Here is a 19701-nt window from a genome sequence, read left to right as displayed (position 1 = left end):
GAGGGGCCTGCGCCATCTATGCGCATGTTATCCACAAGGCTTTCCCCACGGATTGGGGGCAACTTGACCCTTAGGCGGAACCCTTTCAGCCAACTATGGTCATCCTTGCGCAGCCCTATGATGGCGCGACGCTTTCAAACATGCCGCTTGCAGCAGTCTGTCCAAGGGTTTCGCACAGAGTTGTCCACAGGTCGCGCGTATTATTTTGGGTTTGAATTGGCACCTGTGAAAACGCGCCTGAAAGCGCTCAATGCGGCAGCTGGTCAACATTTAACCAGCACCGTGCAAGCCTTGATTTCAATGGGTTTCAGCGAGATGCCACCATGTTTTCCACAGGCGGTTCCACATTATCCGTGGACAACAATGAGCCTGTGGAAACAATGGCTTGCGCAGGGATTGTGGCGTGGATCAAGAAAGATATGCGACAAGTTGTCCACATTCTCTATTTGACCAATATCGGGGCTGCAAAGCAGCCCCGGGTCCAGCTTAGTGCCCGCCCAGATAGGCGCTACGGACTTCTTCGTTGACTAGCAACTCCTGCCCGGTGCCGGTCATGCGAATCTCGCCGTTGACCATGACATAGGCCCGGTCCGACAACTTCAACGCATGGTTGGCATTCTGCTCCACCAGGAAGATGGTCATCCCGGTCTGGGCCAGTTCGCGCAGGGTCGAAAAGATCTGCTTGACCACGATCGGCGCCAGCCCCAGCGAAGGCTCGTCGAGCAACAGCAGTTTGGGCCGGCTCATCAGCGCACGGGCAATGGCCAGCATCTGCTGCTCACCACCGGACATGGTCATCGCACGCTGGTTACGCCGCTCCTTCAACCGTGGGAACAGCTCGAACATGCGCTGCATGTCCTCACTGGCATATTTGTCACCGATAGGGATGGTACCCATCATCAGGTTTTCCTCGACGCTCATGTCGGGGAACACCCGGCGTCCTTCTGGCGACTGGGCGATGCCATTGGATGCGATGTAGTGCGACGACTTGCGGGTGATGTCGGTGCCGCGGTAGACAATCTGCCCGGAGGCCGCCCGCGGCTGGCCGAAGATGGACATCAGCAGGGTCGACTTGCCGGCACCGTTGGCGCCGATCAGGCTCACGGTCTCACCTTCGTCGATGTGCATCGAGACCTTTTTCAATGCCTGGATAGGCCCGTAGAACACGTCCAGATCCTTCAGTTCCAGAATGGGTGCACTCATACCAGTTCCTCTTCGTCGGCACCCAGGTAGGCGGCGATCACCGTCGGGTTGTGGCGGATATCCTGCGGCGCGCCTTCGGCGATTACGTTGCCATGGTCGAGCACGACGATATGGTCGGAAATGCTCATGACCATGCCCATGTCGTGTTCGATCAGCACCACGGTGATGTCGTGCTCGTCTCGCAACACGCGGATCATGCGGCTGAGTGCTTCGGTCTCCTGCGGGTTGAGGCCGGCTGCCGGTTCGTCCAGGCAGATGATCTTCGGCCGCGTGCACATGGCCCGGGCGATTTCCAGGCGGCGCTGCTGGCCGTACGACAGCTCCCCGGCCAGGCGGTTGGCACAGTCGACCAGGTCGACCACCTCCAGCCAGTAGAATGCGTGGTCCAGGGCATCGCTTTCGGCCTTGCGGTAGGCCTTGGTGTTGAGCACGCCGGCCAGCAGGTTGCGGTTGACCCACATGTGCTGGGCTACCAGCAGGTTTTCCACCACCGACATTTCCTTGAACAGACGAATGTTCTGGAAGGTCCGCGCCAGCCCCGCGCGGTTGACCAGGTGGGTGCCGCCGAACATCTTGTAGTACAGGCGCGAAACGAAACGCGCCGGCGAAACGAAGTCCGCCGCCTGGAAGCGCTCACCGAGCAACTGGATGACGTTGCTATGGCTGCCGCGTACGTTCAGCTCGATACGCCCGCCGCTGGCCTTGTAGAAACCGGTCAGGCAGTTGAACACCGTGGTCTTGCCGGCGCCGTTGGGGCCGATCAGGGCGAAGATCTGGTTACGCTTGACCTTCAGGCTGACATCGCTGAGCGCCTTGATGCCACCGAACTGCATCATCAGGTTGTCGACCGAGAGAATGATTTCGTCGCTCATGGCGCCACTCCTTTACGTGGGACCACGCCGGCGCGGCTGATACGGATCAGCCCTCGCGGTCGCCAGATCATCATCAGCACCATCAGCACACCGAACAGCAACACCCGGTATTCGGAGAAGCTTCGCAGCAGTTCCGGCGCTACGGTCAGCACGAACGCAGCGATCACCACGCCCACCGTCGAACCCATGCCGCCCAGTACGACAATGGCCAGAATCAGCGCCGATTCGAAGAACGTGAACGAGGACGGGTTGACGAAGCCTTGGTAGGTGGCGAAGAACACCCCGGCAAGGCCTGCAGTTGAGGCGCCCAGGGTGAAGGCCGAGAGCTTGACCAGCACATGGTTCAGGCCCATCGAGCGACAGGCGATTTCGTCTTCACGCAGCGCTTCCCAAGCGCGGCCAACCGGCATGCGGGTCAGCCGATGCTTGATGTAGAGCACCGCCAGTACGACCAGGAACAGCACGGCATAGATGAACACGAACTTCAGGTTAGCGTTGTAATCGAAGCCGAAGTACTCGTGGACCGGCACCCCGCCATCCTTGGCTCGGCGGCCGAACTCCAGGCCAAAGAAGGTCGGCGCCGGGGCTGGCATGCCGTTCGGGCCACCGGTGAACGACAGCCAGTTGTTCAGCACCAGGCGGATGATTTCGCCAAAGCCCAGGGTCACGATCGCCAGGTAGTCACCGTGCATGCGCAAAACAGGGAAGCCCAATATGCAACCCGCCAACGCTGCGGCGATGGCCGCCAGTGGCAGCACACTCCAGAACCCCAGCCCCAGGTACTGGTAGCCCAGCGCCAAGCCATAGGCGCCGATGGCGTAGAACGCCACGTAGCCCAGGTCGAGCAGGCCCGCCAGGCCCACCACGATGTTCAGGCCAAGGCCCAGCAGCACGTAGATCAGGCCGAGGATGACCACGGTCAGCAGGTACTTGTTGGCGAAGATGGGGAAGACGATGGCGATCACGATCAGCGCCGGAATGATGTAACGCAGACGCGACTTGTAGTTCGGTGCATTGACGTGCACCCCCGAGCCGCCGCTGTCGAAGCCTTGCAGCATGCGTTTGCCTGCGGCGGTCTGCAGGTAAAGGCTGAGCAGGAAGCGCCCGAGCATCACGCCACCGACCAGCCAGGCCACGCGACGGGGTTCGGCATTGAAGCTGTAGCCGTCGAGCACCACGCCGACGACCGGACCAAAGACAATGAGCGCGAGCAGGCCGGCGACGATGGTCTCCAGCAGGCTGCGTTTGAGATCGAAACCTTGGGTTTCGGCAACGGAGGCAGTTTTGGCAGTGGACATGTTCACACCTTAGCCACGAGCGGGCGACCCAACAGGCCTTGTGGGCGGAAGATAAGGATCAGCACCAGCAGCGAGAAGCTGAACACGTCCTTGTAGTCGGAGTTGATCAGGCCAGAGAACAACGACTCGGAGATCCCCAGGATGATGCCGCCCAACATGGCACCGGGTAGCGAGCCGATGCCGCCGAGCACCGCCGCGGTGAATGCCTTGATGCCGATGATGAAGCCGGCGTAGAAGTCGAAGGTGCCGTAGTTCATGGTGATCAGCACACCGGCAAGCGCAGCCATCACCGCGCCGATGACGAACACGTAGGAGATCACCCGGTCGGTGTTGATACCGAGGATCGAGGCCATCTTGCGGTCTTGCTGGGTGGCGCGGCACATGCGGCCGAGCTTGGTGTACTTGATCACATAGGTGAGCAGCCCCATGCCGACGAATGCGGCAATCAGGATGAAGATCTTGGTGTAGGTCAACTGCACGAAGCCGGTACCCACTTCGACGCGCCAGGCGCCTTCGAGCAGGGTGGGCACGCCTTGCTGGCGGGCGCCCTGGCTGATCTGCGCATAGTTCTGCAGGATCAGCGAGATGCCGATGGCACTGATCAGCGGTGCCAGGCGGGTGGAGTTGCGCAGGGGTTTGTAGGCGATGCGTTCAATGGTGAAGCCATACACACCCGTAACGACAATGGTGAACAACAAGGTGCCCAACATCAGCAGGGGGAACGACTCGATACCGAAATAAGCCAGCAATGCCAGGCTGATTGCCGCGAGGTACGCGGAAATCATATACACCTCGCCGTGCGCGAAGTTGATCATGCCGATGATGCCATAGACCATTGTGTAGCCGATGGCGATCAGGCCATAGACCGACCCTAGGGTCAGGCCGTTGACCAGTTGCTGCAGGAAAATACCATCCATAACGCAATCTCACCTGAGCGAGACTGCACGAGCGCCGACCACGGCAAGCCACGGATGAAGCGGCCCTCGCAGCGCAGAACCGTGCAGATCTCCGAATAAAGACAGGTACCGCAGGGGCATCGGCCCGGGCGCAGGCCCGGGCTGGTTGCCGTTGTTATTTTTGTTTATCCAGCTGGTGGTACTTGCCGTCCTTGTCCCACTGGTAGACCACGTAGTCAGAGACAGTCAGGTCGCCTTTGCTGTCCCACTTCTTCTCGCCCATGACGGTCTGCACCGGGTTGGCCTTGAGCCACTTGGCAGCGTCTTCGCCCTTGTTCGACTTGGCACCGTTGAAGGCAGCGGCCAAGGCTTGCAGCGAAGCGTAGGCGTAGAGGGTGTAGCCTTCAGGCTCGGTACCCGCTTTGCGGAACTCTTCCACCACCGCCTTGCTGTCTGGCAGCAGGCGCGGGTCGGCCCCGAAGGTCATGTACACGCCGTCGACGTACTGGGCGCCGCCGGCCGTCGCGACCAGTTCGTCGGTGACGATGCCGTCATCGGACATGAACTTGACGTCCTTCAGGCCTTGTTCACGCAGCTGACGCACCAGCGGACCGGCTTCGGGGTGCAGGCCACCGAAGTAGACCACGTCGGCACCGGTGGAACGGATCTTGGTCACCACGGCGCTGAAGTCTTTTTCGCCACGGGTCAGGCCTTCATACAGTACCGGCTTGACCCCGCGCTTCTCGAGCTGCGCCTTGGTTGCATCGGCCAAGCCCTGGCCGTAGGTGTCCTTGTCGTGCAGTACCGCCACTTTCTTGCCCTTGAGCACATCGACGATGTAGTCACCGGCAACGATGCCCTGCTGGTCATCACGGCCGCACATACGGAACATGGCGCTCAGCCCGCGCTCGGTGACCTGCGGGTTGGTGGAGCCAGGGGTGATGGCGATCACGCCTGCTTCGTCATACACCTCGGAAGCGGGAATGGTGTTGGAAGAGCAGAAGTGGCCCACCACACCGATTACCTTGTCCTGATCGACCAGGCGGTTGGCAACCGATACAGCCTGTTTCGGCTCACAGGCATCATCGCCTTTGACCAGGATGATTTTCTCGCCGTTGACGCCACCGGCAGCGTTGATCTTGTCAGCTGCCGCCTGGGCACCTTTCATGTACTGCTCGCCAAACGCTGCGTTAGCCCCGGTCATCGGCCCCGCGACACCGATCTTGACGTCGGCCTGAACATACGAAGAAACACCCAGTGCCGTAGCCACGGCCAGTACCAGGAAACCTTTCTTGTAAAACGTCTGCGACATGAGGTGGTGCTCCTTGAGTTTTTTTTGGTTGGCACTACAACTTCTCAGCCCTGAGCTCCGAGCAAGGGCCGTGCCATTGGTTTTGTCCTGTGGGAAAACACACTGAGCGGGCTGCGTCGAGGCGACCGACGGCCTTTTCTTTATTGACTGTGCAACCGTCTACCACGCGACAAGCGCCACCGTTCGCGCGAGCAAGGAGCAACCAGCGAGTGCCATCATTGCAACCCTGACAAGTGTTTACGTGCAACCGCCCTGTAACAGCAGACGTCACCGAAGTGCACACCGCTGGTGCGCGACTGCTACAGGCAGCACCGTTTCAAGGCTGGCGGGTGCACGAAAAAACACCCGTTTTGAGGGTGCTGGCCCCTCGCGGGCAAGTCGGCTGAAGCAGATCTTTGGCAGCTGGCGCGCCCGCATTGGGGCCGCACTGCCACAACAACCCTGAAAAGGCTGGCACAATGGCCGCCAGTCCTGCTTCCGGAGCCACCCTTGATGAGCGAGAGCGCATTCGCCGAGCGCATCGTGCATAACCTGCTCGATACCGACTTCTATAAGCTCACCATGATGCAGGCCGTGCTGCACAACTACCCCGACGCCGACGTGGAATGGGAGTTTCGCTGCCGCAATGGCGAGGACTTGCGTCCTTACCTGGGCGAGATCCGCAACCAGCTCGAACGGCTGAGCGAACTTACCCTCGATGATGGCCAGCTCGCCTTCCTGGAACGCATCAGCTTCCTCAAGCCCGATTTCCTGCGCTTCCTGCGCCTGTTCCGTTTCAACCTGCGCTATGTACGGATCGGCATAGAGAGCGACCAGCTTTACCTGCGCCTCAAAGGCCCCTGGCTGCATGTGATTCTCTTCGAGGTCCCGCTGCTGGCCATCATCAGCGAAGTGCGCAACCGCCACCTTCATCCGCGCATGCGCCTGGCCGAGGCCCGTGACCAGCTCTACCGCAAGTTCGACTGGCTGCAGGCGCACGCCAGCGACGACGAACTGGCCGAGCTGCAAGTGGCTGACTTCGGCACCCGCCGGCGCTTTTCCGGCCGCGTGCAGGAGGAAGTGGTGCGGGTACTTCGCGATGACTTCCCGGCCCGCTTCGTCGGTACCAGCAACGTCGACCTGGCATGGAAACTGGATATCAAGCCGCTGGGCACCATGGCCCACGAATGGATCATGGCCCACCAGCAGCTCGGCCCGCGGCTGATCGACAGCCAGATCGCCGCTCTGGACTGCTGGGTCCGAGAGTACCGCGGCCTGCTCGGCATCGCCCTGACCGACTGCATCACCATGGATGCCTTCCTCGGCGATTTCGACTTGTACTTCGCCAAACTCTTCGACGGCCTGCGCCATGACTCAGGTGAGCCGGTGGCCTGGGCGGAAAAGGCGATCGCCCATTACCAAAGGCTGGGTATCGACCCGATGACCAAAACCCTGGTGTTCTCCGACGGCCTCAACCTGACCCGCGCGCTGCAGATATTCCGTGCCCTGCGCGGGCGCATCAACGTCAGTTTCGGCATCGGCACCAACCTGACCTGCGACATCCCCGGCGTGGCGCCGATGAATATCGTGCTTAAAATGACCGACTGCAACGGCTCGCCGGTGGCGAAGATCTCTGACGAGGCCGCCAAGACCCAGTGCCGCGACGAGAACTTCGTCGCCTACATGCGTCACGTGTTCAAAATCCCCAGCAAGGAGTAACCCATGCAAGCCGTTCAGCAAGAGATTGCCCAGGCGCTAAATGTGCAGCCGCCGTTTGCAGACGCCGCTGCGCTCGAGGCCGAAGTCGCCCGGCGCGTGGCGTTCATCAAGGGTTGCCTGGCCAACGCCCGTCTCAAGACCCTGGTACTGGGCATCAGCGGGGGCGTCGATTCGCTGACTGCCGCCCTGCTCGCCCAACGCGCCATCAACGAGTTGCGCGCCGAAACCAGCGACCCGGCCTACCGCTTCATTGCCGTGCGCCTGCCCTACCAGGTACAGCATGACGAGCACGACGCCCAGGCGTGCCTGGAAGTGATCAACGCCGACGAGGTGCACACCGTTGATATCGCACCTGCCGTGCGTGCACTGGCTGCAGAAGTGCAGGCACTCAAAGACGGCTCGCCATCATTGGTGGACTTCGTCGTGGGCAACGTCAAGGCGCGCACGCGCATGGTTGCGCAATACACCATCGCAGGCGCCCGTGCAGGCCTTGTGATCGGCACCGACCACGCCGCCGAGGCGGTGATGGGCTTCTTTACCAAGTTTGGTGACGGTGCATGCGACCTGGCCCCGTTGAGCGGCCTGGTGAAGAACCAGGTGCGGGCCATCGCGCGCAGCTTCGGGGCGCCGGAGTCTTTGGTTGAGAAGGTGCCCACGGCGGACTTGGAAGACCTGGAGCCAGGCAAGCCTGACGAGGCCTCGCATGGCGTGACCTACCAGCAGATCGATGCCTTCTTGCATGGCCAGCCGGTTGAGCAGGAAGCGTTCGACATCATCGTCGCCACCTACCGCAAGACCCAGCACAAGCGCGAACTGCCGTTCGCCCCTTGAGGCCAATGGGGCCTGCTGCGCAGCCGCCTCTCCAGGGATGTGCGATCTTCTGTGGAGGCGGCCGCGTGTCGCGAATGGAGGGCAAAGCCCTCCTTTGCTTTCGAGCTGTTACTTGACGACGACCTTGCCCTTCATCATCGAGATGTGGCCCGGGAAGGTGCAGAAGAAGCTGTAATCGCCACCCGCTTCCAGCTTGGAAGTGTCGAACTTCACTTCGGTTTCTTTCTCTGGTGCGCCGATCATCGCGGTGTGGGCGATGATGTTGGCGTTGTCTTCCTTCAGGTAGCCTTTGTCGATGCCTTGGCTCATGCCTTCGGTGGCAATGGCCTGCATGTCGGCAGTCTTGCTGATCACCAGATTGTGGCCCATGACGTTTTTCGGCAGGTTGCCGGAATGGGTCAGTTTCACGGTGAACGCTTTGCAGCTCTTGTCGACGGTGAATTCCTTGGTGGTGTAGGACATCTGGTCAGTCGAGTCGACAGTCACCGAACACTCGGCGGCGAAGACGGAGGCGCTGGCGAGGGTCAGCAAGGATACCGCTACAGCTTTCGCAAACATCATGAATCTCCTTGGCAGGGTTTTATCAATTGCGAGACTGCCTGAAACCGTTCAGCCCCTTGCTGACGTGCATCAAGGGGCCGTCAAGTGGCCAGCCAGTAGAATTGTTCAATGGATTGTATACAACCAATCTAAGAGCACATCATGCCCTTTTAATAGACGATGGGACAACCTCTCATTTAGGAGCTACTGCAATGTCCCTCTCAAGTTTCATGAACAGCCTGCTCGCCGCCTACGCCCACGGCGCCAGTGGTGCGATCTGCGAGTTCTCCCGCCCGGAATGAAAGCTGCCTTGGAACCGCCATGCATTGGCCGTACCCTGTGCACGCCTGTGACTGGAGAAGAGCAATGCCTGTACGTTCCGTTTGTGTGTTCTGTGGCGCCAGCATCGGCGCCAACCCCGCTTACCGTGAAGCGGCGATCGCCCTCGGCCAGACGATCGCACGCCGGGGCCTGACGTTGGTCTATGGCGGTGGCGCTGTAGGTCTCATGGGCACTGTCGCCGACGCGGCCATGGCGGCGGGTGGCCAAGTGATCGGCATCATCCCCCAGAGCCTGATGAATGCCGAAATCGGCCACAAGGGCCTGACCCGCTTGGAGGTCGTTGACGGCATGCACGCGCGCAAGGCGCGCATGGCCGAACTGAGCGATGCATTCATCGCCCTGCCGGGGGGCCTGGGTACGCTGGAAGAGTTATTTGAAGTCTGGACCTGGGGCCAGCTTGGGTATCACGCAAAGCCGCTAGGTTTGCTTGATGTAAATGGCTTCTATGAGAAGTTGGGCGGGTTCCTCGACCATATCGTCGAAGAAGGATTCGTGCGGCCGCAGCATCGCGCGATGTTGCTGTTGGAGCAGCAGGCGGAGCGCCTGCTGGACGGGATGAATTCGTTTGTCTCACCGGTGCAGCCCAAATGGGTTGGCAAAAAACCGGATTGATCCGAAAAGGGCTGCGCTGCAGCCCATCGCCGGCAAGCCGGCTCCCACAGGTTTGGCGCTGCATTCAAGGTCTGCACTGCAAACTCAGCCTTCAAGGGCTGCACGGTAAGTGGGAGCCGGCTTGCCGGCGATGGGCCGCAAAGCGGCCCCTTTGAGCCTTAGCGCGGGATGACAGGCTGGCGCGGCTTCTTGTTGCCTTTGCCACCACCTTTTGCCGCTTCCTTACGCTCCTTGGCCGCCTGCTGATTACGGGCGAACGCTTCAGCCTTGGCCTTCTCACGCTTGTCCCACGGCTTGCTGCCATCACTGCCACGCGGCGGCAAACCTGTGTGCTGGGTGAGGATCTTCTGATCCTTGCCCACCTTGTGGCTGCCGGCCGGGGTCGAGTTCTTGCGCCGTGCACTCTGGTAAGTATCGGTCTGCGGCTGGTGCAGCGGGATCAACTGATGCTTGCCAGGGCCGATGAGATCGGCACGGCCCATACGCTCCAGCGCCTCACGCAGCATCGGCCAACCCTTCGGGTCGTGGTAACGCAGAAACGCCTTGTGCAACCGGCGCTGCTCGTCACTCTTGACGATCTCCACCCCTTCACTCTTGTAAGTGACCTTGCGCAGCGGATTCTTGCCCGAGTGGTACATGGCCGTGGCCGAAGCCATCGGCGAGGGGTAGAACGCCTGCACCTGGTCGGCACGGAAACCGTTGCCCTTGAGCCACAGGGCCAGGTTCATCATGTCTTCGTCGGTGGTGCCAGGGTGGGCGGCGATGAAGTACGGGATCAGGTACTGCTCCTTGCCCGCCTCTTTCGAGTACTTCTCGAACATACGCTTGAAGCGGTCATAGGAACCGATGCCCGGCTTCATCATCTTGTCCAGCGGGCCACGCTCGGTGTGCTCCGGGGCAATCTTCAGGTAACCGCCCACGTGGTGGGTGACCAGCTCCTTGACGTACTCCGGCGACTCCACTGCCAGGTCATAGCGCAGACCCGAGGCGATCAGGATCTTCTTCACACCTGGCAGGGCGCGTGCCTTGCGATACAGCTCGATCAGCGAGCTGTGGTCGGTGTTGAGATTCTCGCAGATGCCGGGGAACACGCACGACGGCTTGCGGCAGTGCTTCTCGATGTCCGGGCTTTTGCAGGCGATGCGGTACATGTTGGCCGTCGGCCCGCCGAGGTCAGAGACCACGCCGGTGAAGCCCGGCACCTTGTCACGCATTTCCTCGATTTCGTGCAGGATCGACTCGTGGGAGCGGTTCTGGATGATCCGGCCTTCGTGCTCGGTGATCGAGCAGAACGTGCAGCCGCCGAAGCAGCCACGCATGATGTTCACCGAGAAACGGATCATCTCGTAGGCCGGGATGCGCTCCTTGCCATAGGCCGGATGCGGAATACGGGCATAGGGCATGCCGAACACGTAGTCCATTTCCTCGGTGGTCATGGGAATGGGCGGCGGGTTGAACCACACATCCACTTCGCCGTGTTTCTGCACCAGGGCGCGAGCGTTGCCCGGGTTGGTTTCCAGATGCAGCACACGGTTGGCGTGGGCATAGAGCACCGGGTCGTTACGTACCTTCTCGAACGATGGCAGGCGGATCACCGACTTTTCCCGGGTCATGCGCGGGCTGTCGAGGATCTGCACGACTTTGGCTTCGTTCGGGTCTTCCTGGTCGCCCTTGGCCTGCTCGATGGCACAGGCCTGGGTGTCCTGGGTATTGACGTACGGGTTGATGATCTTGTCGACGCGGCCAGGGCGGTCGATGCGGGTCGAGTCGATCTCGTACCAGCCCTCGGGCGTGTCACGACGCACGAATGCGGTGCCGCGCACATCGGTGATGCTTTCGATGCTCTGGCCACTGGACAGGCGCTGGGCGACCTCGACGATCGCCCGCTCGGCGTTGCCGTACAGCAGGATGTCGGCGCTGGCGTCGATCAGGATCGAATGGCGGACCTTGTCCTGCCAGTAGTCATAGTGCGCGATGCGCCGCAGCGATGCCTCGATGCCCCCAAGCACGATCGGTACGTGCTTGTAGGCCTCCTTGCAGCGCTGGCTGTACACCAGGCTGGCGCGGTCAGGGCGCTTGCCCGCCATGCCGCCGGGGGTATAGGCATCGTCAGAGCGGATTTTCTTGTCTGCGGTGTACCGGTTGATCATCGAATCCATGTTGCCCGCCGCGACGCCGAAGAACAGGTTCGGCTCACCAAGCTTCATGAAGTCGTCTTTGGACTGCCAGTTCGGCTGGGCAATGATGCCCACGCGAAAGCCTTGTGCTTCCAGCAGGCGGCCGATGATGGCCATGCCGAATGACGGATGATCGACGTAGGCATCACCGGTCACGATGATGATGTCGCAGGAATCCCAGCCGAGCAGATCCATCTCCTCCCTGCTCATCGGCAGGAAAGGTGCTGGCCCGAAGCATTCGGCCCAGTACTTGGGATAGTCGTAGAGTGGTTTGGCTGCTTGCATGTCAGTGACCGGTTCTATTGAGCAGGAAAATCGCGGGCGCGAAATATAGCACAAATTTTGACCAAATCCGACGATAGCCGTCGGATTCATACGCTAGTGAACTGTGATACCCGCGTAGACTTCTATTCGTCGTCGTCGAAGTTGTACATGCCCGGTGCGAGGTTCTCGAAGCGGGTGTACTTGCCGATGAACGCCAGGCGAACGAAGCCGATGGGGCCGTTACGCTGCTTGCCGATAATGATTTCGGCGACGCCCTTGTGCTCGGTCTCCGGGTGGTACACCTCATCCCGGTACACGAACATGATCACGTCGGCGTCCTGCTCGATCGCACCGGATTCACGCAAGTCGGAGTTGACCGGGCGCTTGTTCGGGCGTTGTTCCAAAGAGCGGTTGAGCTGCGAAAGGGCGATGACCGGGCAGTTGAATTCCTTCGCCAGGGCCTTTAGCGAGCGGGAGATCTCGGAGATTTCGTTGGTACGGTTGTCACCGGCCGAACCCGGGATCTGCATCAGCTGCAAGTAGTCGACCATGATCATGGCGATCTCGCCGTGCTCACGCGCCAGGCGGCGGGTACGGGCCCGCATCTCCGAAGGGCTGATACCGGCGGTATCGTCGATGAACAGCTTGCGGTCGTTGAGCAGGTTGACCGCCGACGTCAGGCGCGGCCAGTCGTCATCGTCCAACTGACCGGACCGCACCTTGGTCTGGTCGATGCGGCCCAGGGACGAGAGCATACGCATGATCAGCGATTCACCTGGCATCTCGAGGGAGAACACCAACACCGCCTTGTCGGTACGCAACACGGCGTTTTCAACCAGGTTCATGGCGAAGGTGGTCTTACCCATCGAAGGACGGCCGGCCACGATGACCAGGTCGGCAGGCTGCAGGCCGCTGGTTTTCTCGTCCAGGTCGGTGAAACCTGTGGAAACACCGGTGATATCGCTGTCGGAGTTGAACAGCGTGTCGATCCGGTCGATAGCCAGGGTCAACAGTTCGTTTACCCCAACCGGGCCGCCGGTTTTGGGCCGCGCCTCGGCGATCTGGAAGATCTGCCGTTCGGCATCGTCGAGGATTTCGGCGGCATTGCGCCCTTGCGGGTTGAAGGCGTTGTCGGCGATGTCGGTACTGATGCTGATCAGCTGGCGCAACGTTGCCCGCTCGCGAATGATCGCGGCGTAGGCCTTGATGTTGGCAACCGACGGGGTGTTCTTGGCAAGCTCTGCCAGGTACGCCAGGCCGCCAACCTGGGTCGACAAACCTTCCTTGTCCAGTTGCTCATGCAGGGTAACGACGTCGAACGGCTGGTTGGCGTCGGCCAGCTTGTGCACGGCACGGAAGATCAGGCGGTGGTCATGCCGATAGAAATCGCCATCCGACACCTGATCCAGCACCCGCTCCCAGGCGTTGTTGTCCAGCATCAGGCCACCGAGCACGGCCTGTTCGGCCTCGATGGAATGCGGCGGCACCTTGAGGGCAGCGGTTTGCAGGTCTAGCTGTTCGGGATTGGTGATCTCGTTCATGGCCACGAAAAAATTCTGGAGGATGAAAAAGACAAAGGGCACGGCCTGTTCAGAAACAGGACGTGCCCGATGTTAACCGGGCAGCCCGCAAGGAGCTACCCAGTCAGCGCAGCTTAGGCTGCTACGACGACCACACGTACAGTGGCTTCAACGTCGCTGTGCAGGTGCACGGCTACGTCGTATTCGCCAACCTGACGGATGGTGCCGTTCGGCAGACGAACTTCAGCTTTGGCCACTTCAACGCCGGAGGCGGTCAGGGCGTCAGCGATGTCGTGGGTGCCGATCGAACCGAACAGCTTGCCTTCGTCGCCAGCGGTGGCAGTGATGGTCACTTCCAGCTCGGCCAGTTGGGCAGCGCGGCTTTCAGCCGACGATTTACGGTCAGCAGCTGCTTTTTCCAGCTCGGCGCGACGCTCTTCGAACGCAGCCAGGTTGGCGGCGTTGGCAACGGTGGCCTTGCCGAATGGCAGCAGGAAGTTACGGCCGTAACCAGCCTTAACCTTAACTTTGTCGCCCAGGTTGCCCAGGTTAGCGACTTTTTCCAGCAGGATCAGTTCCATTTGGTAAAACCTCTTAACTTTTAACCTTCACCGTTCGCGGAGTCATTTCCCTCAGGGGACTTGCGACCGCGAAAATCAATCAGGCTGTCGACAATGGCCAAAACCACGAGCAACGGATAAATCAGCTGCATTATCAGCGGCAGCGTTACATACATGCCGACCAGCCAGAAACCGGCCAGTCGACCCTGTGCCACCAGCCCATGCATCAAGGCGATGCCGGCCAGGACGAGCACCAGGCTGGACGCGGAAGCCAGGACGATGAACTGCGGGCCGATGAACGGACCCAACACCATCGCGGCAACCAGAGCCAGCATGACTGCCCGCGGCAACTTCAGGGCGCGAAACTCGCGACCGAAGCCTCCAGGGTTGTACAACGCTGCTTGCCAATAACGCGCCAGCATCAAAGCCAGCACACTGAACAACTGCAACATCACCGCTGTGGAAGCGACCAGCACAGGGCCGATCAGCTCACCGGGAATGACTGGCTTGCCTTCGACTTGCGGCAGCGCTTCGGAAAGCGCCTTGGCCAACACCTCGAAGGTTTCGCGCAGTACCGCGTCCAGGATGAGGCTGTAAACCAACCCCAACACAACACTGGACAACAACACCCGGCTCCAGGAATGCCCGGCACGCAACAAGGCGGCCAGCCCCAGTGTTCCCACCAGCACCAGCAAGGTGCTTGGATCACCGAAGGCCCATATGGCCACCGCCGGCAAAAGGCCGAAAGCGATGACCGTTGAAGCGTCCTTGAACCCGCGCCGCAGCAGCACAAGGCTCCCGGCAGCGGCACTCAACCAGAACAGCAGCGGTAATACCGCACTCACGACCACCACCAAGGTGGCCTGCACACGACCGCGCATGATGAAATCAGCCAACGCTCGCATGCTTATCCCTTACTACTTGTCGACGACCCGGTCTCAGCGGCCGTGGCTGTCGGTGTAGGGCAGCAGGGCCAGGAAGCGGGCGCGCTTGATAGCGGTAGCCAGCTGACGCTGATAACGAGCTTTGGTACCGGTGATACGGCTTGGAACGATTTTGCCGGTTTCGGATACGTAAGCTTTCAGGGTGTTGAGATCTTTGAAGTCGATCTCTTTCACGTCTTCAGCAGTGAAGCGGCAGAATTTACGACGACGGAAGAAACGTGCCATGTAATAGGCTCCTCAAAAGGTCCGTGGATTACTCGTCAGCGTTATCGCTGGAGTCGCTGTCATTGCTGTCGTCGCCTTCGGCGGAGTCAGCATGCTCAGGACGCTCACGACGCTCACGGCGCTCGCTGCGGTTCTCTTCGGCCTTCAGCATCTCGGACTGACCGGTTACGGCTTCGTCGCGACGGATGACCAGGTTACGGATCACGGCATCGTTGTAGCGGAAGTTGTCTTCCAGCTCGGCCAGGGCCTTGCCGGTGCACTCAACGTTCAGCATCACGTAGTGAGCCTTGTGAACATTGTTGATTGCGTAGGCCAGTTGACGACGGCCCCAATCTTCCAGGCGGTGGATCTTGCCACCATCTTCTTCGATCAGCTTGGTGTAACGCTCAACCATGCCGCCGACTTGCTCGCTCTGGTCCGGGTGAACCAGGAAGATGATTTCGTAATGACGCATGAATGCTCCTTACGGGTTAGTAGTCTGCCAGCGTATCTGGTCAGACAAGGAGTGAATGACACTGTATGTCTTGCCATGGAGGGGAGGCACATGCGCACCTGCCAGCTCGGCAAGGGGCGCAATTGTAGAGAAGGCGGTGCGCACAAGCAAGGTGATTGGCGATTATTTGAACAGCCGGAAACACTTTAGACCTACACGCCCTTCATCGCCGGCCAGCCGGCTTCCACAGGGATCGCGCCAGCTATTAGACGTTGAGCACGACAGTTGCTGCCACCGGACCACCACAGGCATCGAACCTATGGCAGTACCCGTGGAGTGCCGGCTTGGCGGTGATGGCGCCTTACAGGCGCAAGATCAGCGTTTGGCCTGACGCTGGCGCACTGCCTCGAACAGGCAAACGCCCGTAGCCACCGAAACGTTCAGGCTGCTGACGCTGCCCGACATTGGCAACTTGACCAGAAAATCGCAGTGCTCACGGGTCAGGCGGCGCATGCCCTTGCCTTCGGCGCCCATGATCATCACCAGCGGGCCGGTCAGGTCCTGCTGATAGATCTCTTGCTCGGCCTCACCGGCCGTACCCACCACCCACAGGCCACGCTGCTGAAGTTTCTCCAGGGTGCGCGCCAGGTTGGTCACGGCCACCAGCGGAATCACTTCCGCTGCGCCGCAGGCCACTTTGCGCACCACCGGCGTCAGCGTCGCGGATTTGTCCTTGGGCACTACCACTGCCGTAGCCCCGGCAGCATCGGCGGTGCGCAGGCAGGCGCCAAGGTTGTGCGGATCGGTGACACCGTCCAGCACCAGGATCAGCGGTGGCGTTTCGGTGCGCTCGAGCAACTCCTCGAGCATCAACTCGCCCCACACCTGGCTTGGGCTGACCTCGGCAACCACGCCCTGGTGGACACCCTCGACCCAGGCATCCAGCTCACGGCGCTCGGCCTGGCCGACTTGCACACGGTTTTCTGCGGCCAATGCCAGCAACGCCTGGATGCGAGGCTCACTGCGCCCTTCCGACAGCCAGATCTGCTTGACCCGCTTCGGGTGGTGCTGCAGCAGCGCTTGCACGGCATGCACGCCGTAGATTTTTTCCAGCTGACTCATGACTTGTTCTTGCTCTTGCGCGGCGCACCGGACTTCGGTGGGCCTTTACGGTGCTTGGTGGGCTTGCCGGAGGGCTTGCCGCCTTTGTCCGACTTGCTGCCAGCGTGGCCGCCAGTGCGCGCGTCGGTCATCAGCGCCTTCTTCATTTCGCGGCTTTTGCGCACTTCGGCGTTACGCTGCACGGCGTCTTTCGGGAAATAAGCCTCGGCGGCCTCGCTCTTGCGGCTGCGCGGTTTCGGGGTAGCCCGGGCCTCCACCGCCGGCTGCTGCTCGGCTTTTTCTGCAGCGCCTGCAACCGGTGCAGCACCACGGTTCTTGCGGCCAATCGGCGCGGCGAGCTGCTGCTCGGACACTTCGAAGTCGATCTTGCGCTCATCAAGATCAACGCGCATGACCTTGACCTCGATGGTGTCGCCCAGACGGAAGCTGCGCCCGGTACGTTCACCCGACAAGCGGTGATGCACCGGGTCGAAGTGGTAGTAGTCACCCGGCAGCGCACTGACGTGCACCAGGCCTTCGACGTAGATATCGGTCAGTTCGACAAACAGCCCGAAACCGGTGACCGCGGTGATCACGCCAGGGAAGGTCTCGCCCACGCGGTCTTTCATGAATTCGCACTTGAGCCAGTTGACCACGTCACGGGTGGCTTCGTCGGCGCGGCGCTCGGTCATGGAGCACTGCTCGCCGAGCTGGTCGAGCGTGTTCACGTCGTACGGATAGATACGCGCCTTGGGAATGCTCATGGCGCCGGCACGCTTGACGTGCGGAGTATCGACCTTGGAACGGATGACGCTGCGGATGGCGCGGTGCACCAGCAGGTCCGGATAGCGACGGATCGGCGAGGTAAAGTGCGTGTACGCCTCGTAGTTCAAACCGAAGTGGCCGTTGTTGTCGGTGCTGTACACCGCCTGGCTCAGCGAACGCAGCATCACCGTCTGGATCAGGTGGAAATCCGGGCGCCCGGCGATGCTTGCAAGCAGTGCCTGGTAGTCCTTGGGCGAAGGGTCTTTGCCTTTGTGCAGGCTAAGGCCCAGCTCGCCCAGGAAGGCACGCAGCTTTTCAAGGCGCTCCGGTGGCGGGCCATCGTGCACGCGGTACAGCGCCGGCACGCCATGCTTGTTGAGGAACTCGGCCGTGGCGACGTTGGCCGCCAGCATGCATTCTTCGATCAGCTTGTGGGCATCGTTGCGCACGGTCGGGCGGATTTCCGCGATCTTGCGCTCCTCACCGAAGATGATGCGGGTTTCCTGAGTTTCGAAATCAATGGCGCCGCGGGCGTGACGGGCATCCAGCAGCACCTTGTACAGGTTGTACAGGTTCTTCAGGTCTGGCAGGACTTCCTTGTACTCCTCGCGCAGCGCCTTGCCCTCACGGGTGCGGGCATGCTCGAGCATGCTGCTGACCTTGTTGTAGGTCAGGCGGGCATGGGAGTGGATCACCCCTTCGTAGAACTGGTAGTCGACCATCTGGCCGGCCTTGTTCATGGTCATTTCGCAGACCATGGCCAGACGATCGACGTGCGGGTTCAGCGAGCACAATCCGTTGGACAGCTCCTCGGGAAGCATCGGTACAACGCGCTCAGGGAAGTACACCGAGTTGCCACGCTGCTGCGCCTCGACATCCAGGGCAGAGCCCAGACGCACGTAGCTGGACACGTCAGCGATGGCCACATAGAGGCGCCAGCCACCGGAGAACAGCCGCAGCTTGCCAAGCGGCTCACAATAAACAGCGTCGTCGAAGTCGCGGGCATCCTCGCCGTCGATGGTGACGAAGGGCAAGTGGCGCAGGTCGATGCGCTTTTCCTTGTCCTTCTCTTCGACTTCGGAGCGGAACTTGCGCGCCTCTTTGATCACATCCTGGGGCCAGACGTGCGGGATGTCATAGCTGCGCAGGGCGACATCGATTTCCATGCCCGGCGCCATGTAGTTGCCGATCACTTCGACCACATCGCCTTGGGGCTGGAACCGCGGGGTTGGCCAGTGGGTGATCTTGATTTCGACGAACTGGCCGATCTTGGCACCACCGTTACGGCCCGCGGTCACCAGCACTTCCTGCTGGATCTTGGGGTTGTCCGGCGTCACATAGCCGATACCGCCCTCTTCGAAATAGCGGCCGACCACGCTTTCGTGGCCGCGGGAAATGACCTCTACCAGCACACCTTCACGCCGGCCACGACGGTCGAGCCCCGAGACACGCGCCAAGGCACGGTCGCCATCGAATACCAGGCGCATTTGCGACGGGCTGAGGAACAGGTCGTCGCTGCCATCGTCAGGGATGAGGAAACCGAAACCGTCGCGGTGGCCGGAGATCCGGCCGCAGATCAGGTCCAGTTTGTCGACCGGGGCGTAGGTGCCGCGCCGGGTATAGATAAGTTGGCCGTCACGCTCCATGGCGCGCAGGCGGCGGCGCAGGGCTTCGATCTGGTCTTCTTCGTAAAGACCGAACTCGGCCGCCAGCTCCTCGCGCGCGGCCGGTTCGCCACGGTCGGCAAGGCGCTGCAGGATCAGCTCACGGCTGGGGATAGGGTTGTCGTATTTTTCCGCTTCGCGAGCGGCCTCGGGATCGAGGGATTGCCAATCGGCCATCAGAAGGGGTTCACCTTGGGGTATATAGATATGAATTCTGGCATAGGCCTATTGAAACCGGAAATGTCGGGCTTGGACAGCCCCAGCAGCATGTCCGCAGTGCGGCAATAGGCGTGTGGAATCAACAGGTTGAATTTTTGAATTTTTTTTTGATCAGGGGCTTTACAGCCCTTGGGAGCGTCCGTATAGTGCGCACCACAACGACGGACAACCCCGAAGTTGTAGTAGAGATGAACGGCGCTGTAAAGCATCTTTTTTATCTCGAAT

At 60.8% G+C, this 19701-nt stretch carries 18 protein-coding genes; 3 read left to right on the top strand and 15 right to left on the bottom strand.

Features of this window, described 5'->3' with window-relative positions:
- Positions 1–486: 486 nt before the first annotated feature.
- The 5 genes from ACIPZC_RS23180 to ACIPZC_RS23160 all read right to left on the bottom strand — a co-directional run bounded on the left by ACIPZC_RS23180 (position 487) and on the right by ACIPZC_RS23160 (position 5581).
- Positions 487–1203, bottom strand: a complete 717-nt coding sequence (locus ACIPZC_RS23180) for an ABC transporter ATP-binding protein (protein ID WP_400629765.1) — start codon at positions 1201–1203, stop codon at positions 487–489.
- Positions 1200–2075, bottom strand: coding sequence for an ABC transporter ATP-binding protein (locus ACIPZC_RS23175; protein ID WP_400629763.1), 876 nt, complete (start codon positions 2073–2075; stop codon positions 1200–1202). The genes ACIPZC_RS23180 and ACIPZC_RS23175 overlap by 4 nt, the downstream gene beginning before the upstream one ends.
- Positions 2072–3373 carry a high-affinity branched-chain amino acid ABC transporter permease LivM gene (gene livM / locus ACIPZC_RS23170; RefSeq protein WP_241806228.1) on the bottom strand — a complete coding sequence of 434 codons (1302 nt, stop codon included), beginning with the start codon at positions 3371–3373 and terminating at the stop codon, positions 2072–2074. The genes ACIPZC_RS23175 and livM overlap by 4 nt, the downstream gene beginning before the upstream one ends.
- Positions 3374–3375: 2 nt before the next feature.
- Positions 3376–4290 (bottom strand): ABC transporter permease subunit, encoded by a 915-nt coding sequence (locus ACIPZC_RS23165; protein WP_012316457.1) that lies wholly within the window; start codon positions 4288–4290, stop codon positions 3376–3378.
- 154 nt (positions 4291–4444) lie between these two features.
- A complete protein-coding gene (locus ACIPZC_RS23160) occupies positions 4445–5581 on the bottom strand; it encodes a branched-chain amino acid ABC transporter substrate-binding protein (protein ID WP_400629760.1) in 1137 nt (378 codons plus the stop codon).
- Between the two features lie 492 nt (positions 5582–6073).
- Between ACIPZC_RS23160 and pncB the strand changes: the two genes are divergently transcribed.
- Both pncB and nadE read left to right on the top strand, forming a co-directional pair.
- Positions 6074–7279, top strand: a complete 1206-nt coding sequence (pncB, locus tag ACIPZC_RS23155) for a nicotinate phosphoribosyltransferase (RefSeq protein WP_400629758.1) — start codon at positions 6074–6076, stop codon at positions 7277–7279.
- Between the two features lie 3 nt (positions 7280–7282).
- Positions 7283–8110 carry an ammonia-dependent NAD(+) synthetase gene (gene nadE / locus ACIPZC_RS23150; RefSeq protein WP_400629756.1) on the top strand — a complete coding sequence of 276 codons (828 nt, stop codon included), beginning with the start codon at positions 7283–7285 and terminating at the stop codon, positions 8108–8110.
- Between the two features lie 108 nt (positions 8111–8218).
- Here the strand turns inward: nadE and azu are convergent, their stop codons facing one another.
- The gene (gene azu / locus ACIPZC_RS23145; RefSeq protein ID WP_267824107.1) at positions 8219–8668 is read right to left on the bottom strand and encodes an azurin; all 450 of its coding nucleotides are present in this window, start codon (positions 8666–8668) and stop codon (positions 8219–8221) included.
- A gap of 348 nt (positions 8669–9016) precedes the next feature.
- Between azu and ACIPZC_RS23140 the strand changes: the two genes are divergently transcribed.
- Positions 9017–9604 carry a TIGR00730 family Rossman fold protein gene (locus ACIPZC_RS23140; protein WP_400629753.1) on the top strand — a complete coding sequence of 196 codons (588 nt, stop codon included), beginning with the start codon at positions 9017–9019 and terminating at the stop codon, positions 9602–9604.
- Positions 9605–9762: 158 nt separating this feature from the next.
- Here the strand turns inward: ACIPZC_RS23140 and ACIPZC_RS23135 are convergent, their stop codons facing one another.
- From ACIPZC_RS23135 to ACIPZC_RS23095, 9 genes are all read right to left on the bottom strand, one after another.
- Entirely contained in the window at positions 9763–12066 is a 2304-nt protein-coding gene (locus tag ACIPZC_RS23135) for a YgiQ family radical SAM protein (RefSeq protein WP_400629751.1), read from the bottom strand.
- 122 nt (positions 12067–12188) lie between these two features.
- A complete protein-coding gene (gene dnaB / locus ACIPZC_RS23130) occupies positions 12189–13586 on the bottom strand; it encodes a replicative DNA helicase (RefSeq protein ID WP_241806235.1) in 1398 nt (465 codons plus the stop codon).
- Positions 13587–13699: 113 nt separating this feature from the next.
- Positions 13700–14146, bottom strand: coding sequence for a 50S ribosomal protein L9 (rplI, locus tag ACIPZC_RS23125; RefSeq protein WP_012316464.1), 447 nt, complete (start codon positions 14144–14146; stop codon positions 13700–13702).
- 20 nt (positions 14147–14166) lie between these two features.
- Positions 14167–15030 carry a hypothetical protein gene (locus ACIPZC_RS23120; RefSeq protein ID WP_241806236.1) on the bottom strand — a complete coding sequence of 288 codons (864 nt, stop codon included), beginning with the start codon at positions 15028–15030 and terminating at the stop codon, positions 14167–14169.
- A 33-nt stretch (positions 15031–15063) separates the two neighbouring features.
- Positions 15064–15294, bottom strand: a complete 231-nt coding sequence (rpsR, locus tag ACIPZC_RS23115; protein ID WP_003249563.1) for a 30S ribosomal protein S18 — start codon at positions 15292–15294, stop codon at positions 15064–15066.
- Positions 15295–15322: 28 nt separating this feature from the next.
- Entirely contained in the window at positions 15323–15748 is a 426-nt protein-coding gene (gene rpsF, locus ACIPZC_RS23110) for a 30S ribosomal protein S6 (protein WP_003249557.1), read from the bottom strand.
- A gap of 354 nt (positions 15749–16102) precedes the next feature.
- Positions 16103–16849: a 23S rRNA (guanosine(2251)-2'-O)-methyltransferase RlmB gene (rlmB, locus tag ACIPZC_RS23105; protein WP_012316466.1), complete on the bottom strand. Its 747-nt coding sequence runs from the start codon at positions 16847–16849 to the stop codon at positions 16103–16105.
- Positions 16846–19434 (bottom strand): ribonuclease R, encoded by a 2589-nt coding sequence (gene rnr, locus ACIPZC_RS23100; RefSeq protein WP_241806237.1) that lies wholly within the window; start codon positions 19432–19434, stop codon positions 16846–16848. The genes rlmB and rnr overlap by 4 nt, the downstream gene beginning before the upstream one ends.
- Complete coding sequence (locus tag ACIPZC_RS23095) at positions 19434–19685, bottom strand: hypothetical protein (protein WP_400629747.1); 252 nt, start codon at positions 19683–19685, stop codon at positions 19434–19436. Before ACIPZC_RS23095 ends, rnr begins: the two co-directional genes overlap by 1 nt.
- Positions 19686–19701 lie beyond the last annotated feature (16 nt).

This window comes from Pseudomonas sp. NPDC089743, assembly GCF_044748785.1.
In the GTDB taxonomy this organism is placed as follows: Bacteria; Pseudomonadota; Gammaproteobacteria; order Pseudomonadales; family Pseudomonadaceae; genus Aquipseudomonas; species Aquipseudomonas putida_X.
This window is presented reverse-complemented; position numbering and strand designations above follow the sequence as displayed.

Coding starts and splice junctions, on each gene's coding strand:
- rlmB (WP_012316466.1), bottom strand. CDS start 16,849: ATGAGTCAGCTGGAAAAAATCTACGGCGTGCATGCCGTGCAAGCGCTG.
- ACIPZC_RS23165 (WP_012316457.1), bottom strand. CDS start 4,290: ATGGATGGTATTTTCCTGCAGCAACTGGTCAACGGCCTGACCCTAGGG.
- livM (WP_241806228.1), bottom strand. CDS start 3,373: ATGTCCACTGCCAAAACTGCCTCCGTTGCCGAAACCCAAGGTTTCGAT.
- ACIPZC_RS23180 (WP_400629765.1), bottom strand. CDS start 1,203: ATGAGTGCACCCATTCTGGAACTGAAGGATCTGGACGTGTTCTACGGG.
- ACIPZC_RS23095 (WP_400629747.1), bottom strand. CDS start 19,685: ATGCTTTACAGCGCCGTTCATCTCTACTACAACTTCGGGGTTGTCCGT.
- rpsR (WP_003249563.1), bottom strand. CDS start 15,294: ATGGCACGTTTCTTCCGTCGTCGTAAATTCTGCCGCTTCACTGCTGAA.
- ACIPZC_RS23160 (WP_400629760.1), bottom strand. CDS start 5,581: ATGTCGCAGACGTTTTACAAGAAAGGTTTCCTGGTACTGGCCGTGGCT.
- nadE (WP_400629756.1), top strand. CDS start 7,283: ATGCAAGCCGTTCAGCAAGAGATTGCCCAGGCGCTAAATGTGCAGCCG.
- ACIPZC_RS23175 (WP_400629763.1), bottom strand. CDS start 2,075: ATGAGCGACGAAATCATTCTCTCGGTCGACAACCTGATGATGCAGTTC.
- rplI (WP_012316464.1), bottom strand. CDS start 14,146: ATGGAACTGATCCTGCTGGAAAAAGTCGCTAACCTGGGCAACCTGGGC.
- dnaB (WP_241806235.1), bottom strand. CDS start 13,586: ATGAACGAGATCACCAATCCCGAACAGCTAGACCTGCAAACCGCTGCC.
- ACIPZC_RS23120 (WP_241806236.1), bottom strand. CDS start 15,030: ATGCGAGCGTTGGCTGATTTCATCATGCGCGGTCGTGTGCAGGCCACC.
- rnr (WP_241806237.1), bottom strand. CDS start 19,434: ATGGCCGATTGGCAATCCCTCGATCCCGAGGCCGCTCGCGAAGCGGAA.
- azu (WP_267824107.1), bottom strand. CDS start 8,668: ATGTTTGCGAAAGCTGTAGCGGTATCCTTGCTGACCCTCGCCAGCGCC.
- ACIPZC_RS23135 (WP_400629751.1), bottom strand. CDS start 12,066: ATGCAAGCAGCCAAACCACTCTACGACTATCCCAAGTACTGGGCCGAA.
- ACIPZC_RS23140 (WP_400629753.1), top strand. CDS start 9,017: ATGCCTGTACGTTCCGTTTGTGTGTTCTGTGGCGCCAGCATCGGCGCC.
- rpsF (WP_003249557.1), bottom strand. CDS start 15,748: ATGCGTCATTACGAAATCATCTTCCTGGTTCACCCGGACCAGAGCGAG.
- pncB (WP_400629758.1), top strand. CDS start 6,074: ATGAGCGAGAGCGCATTCGCCGAGCGCATCGTGCATAACCTGCTCGAT.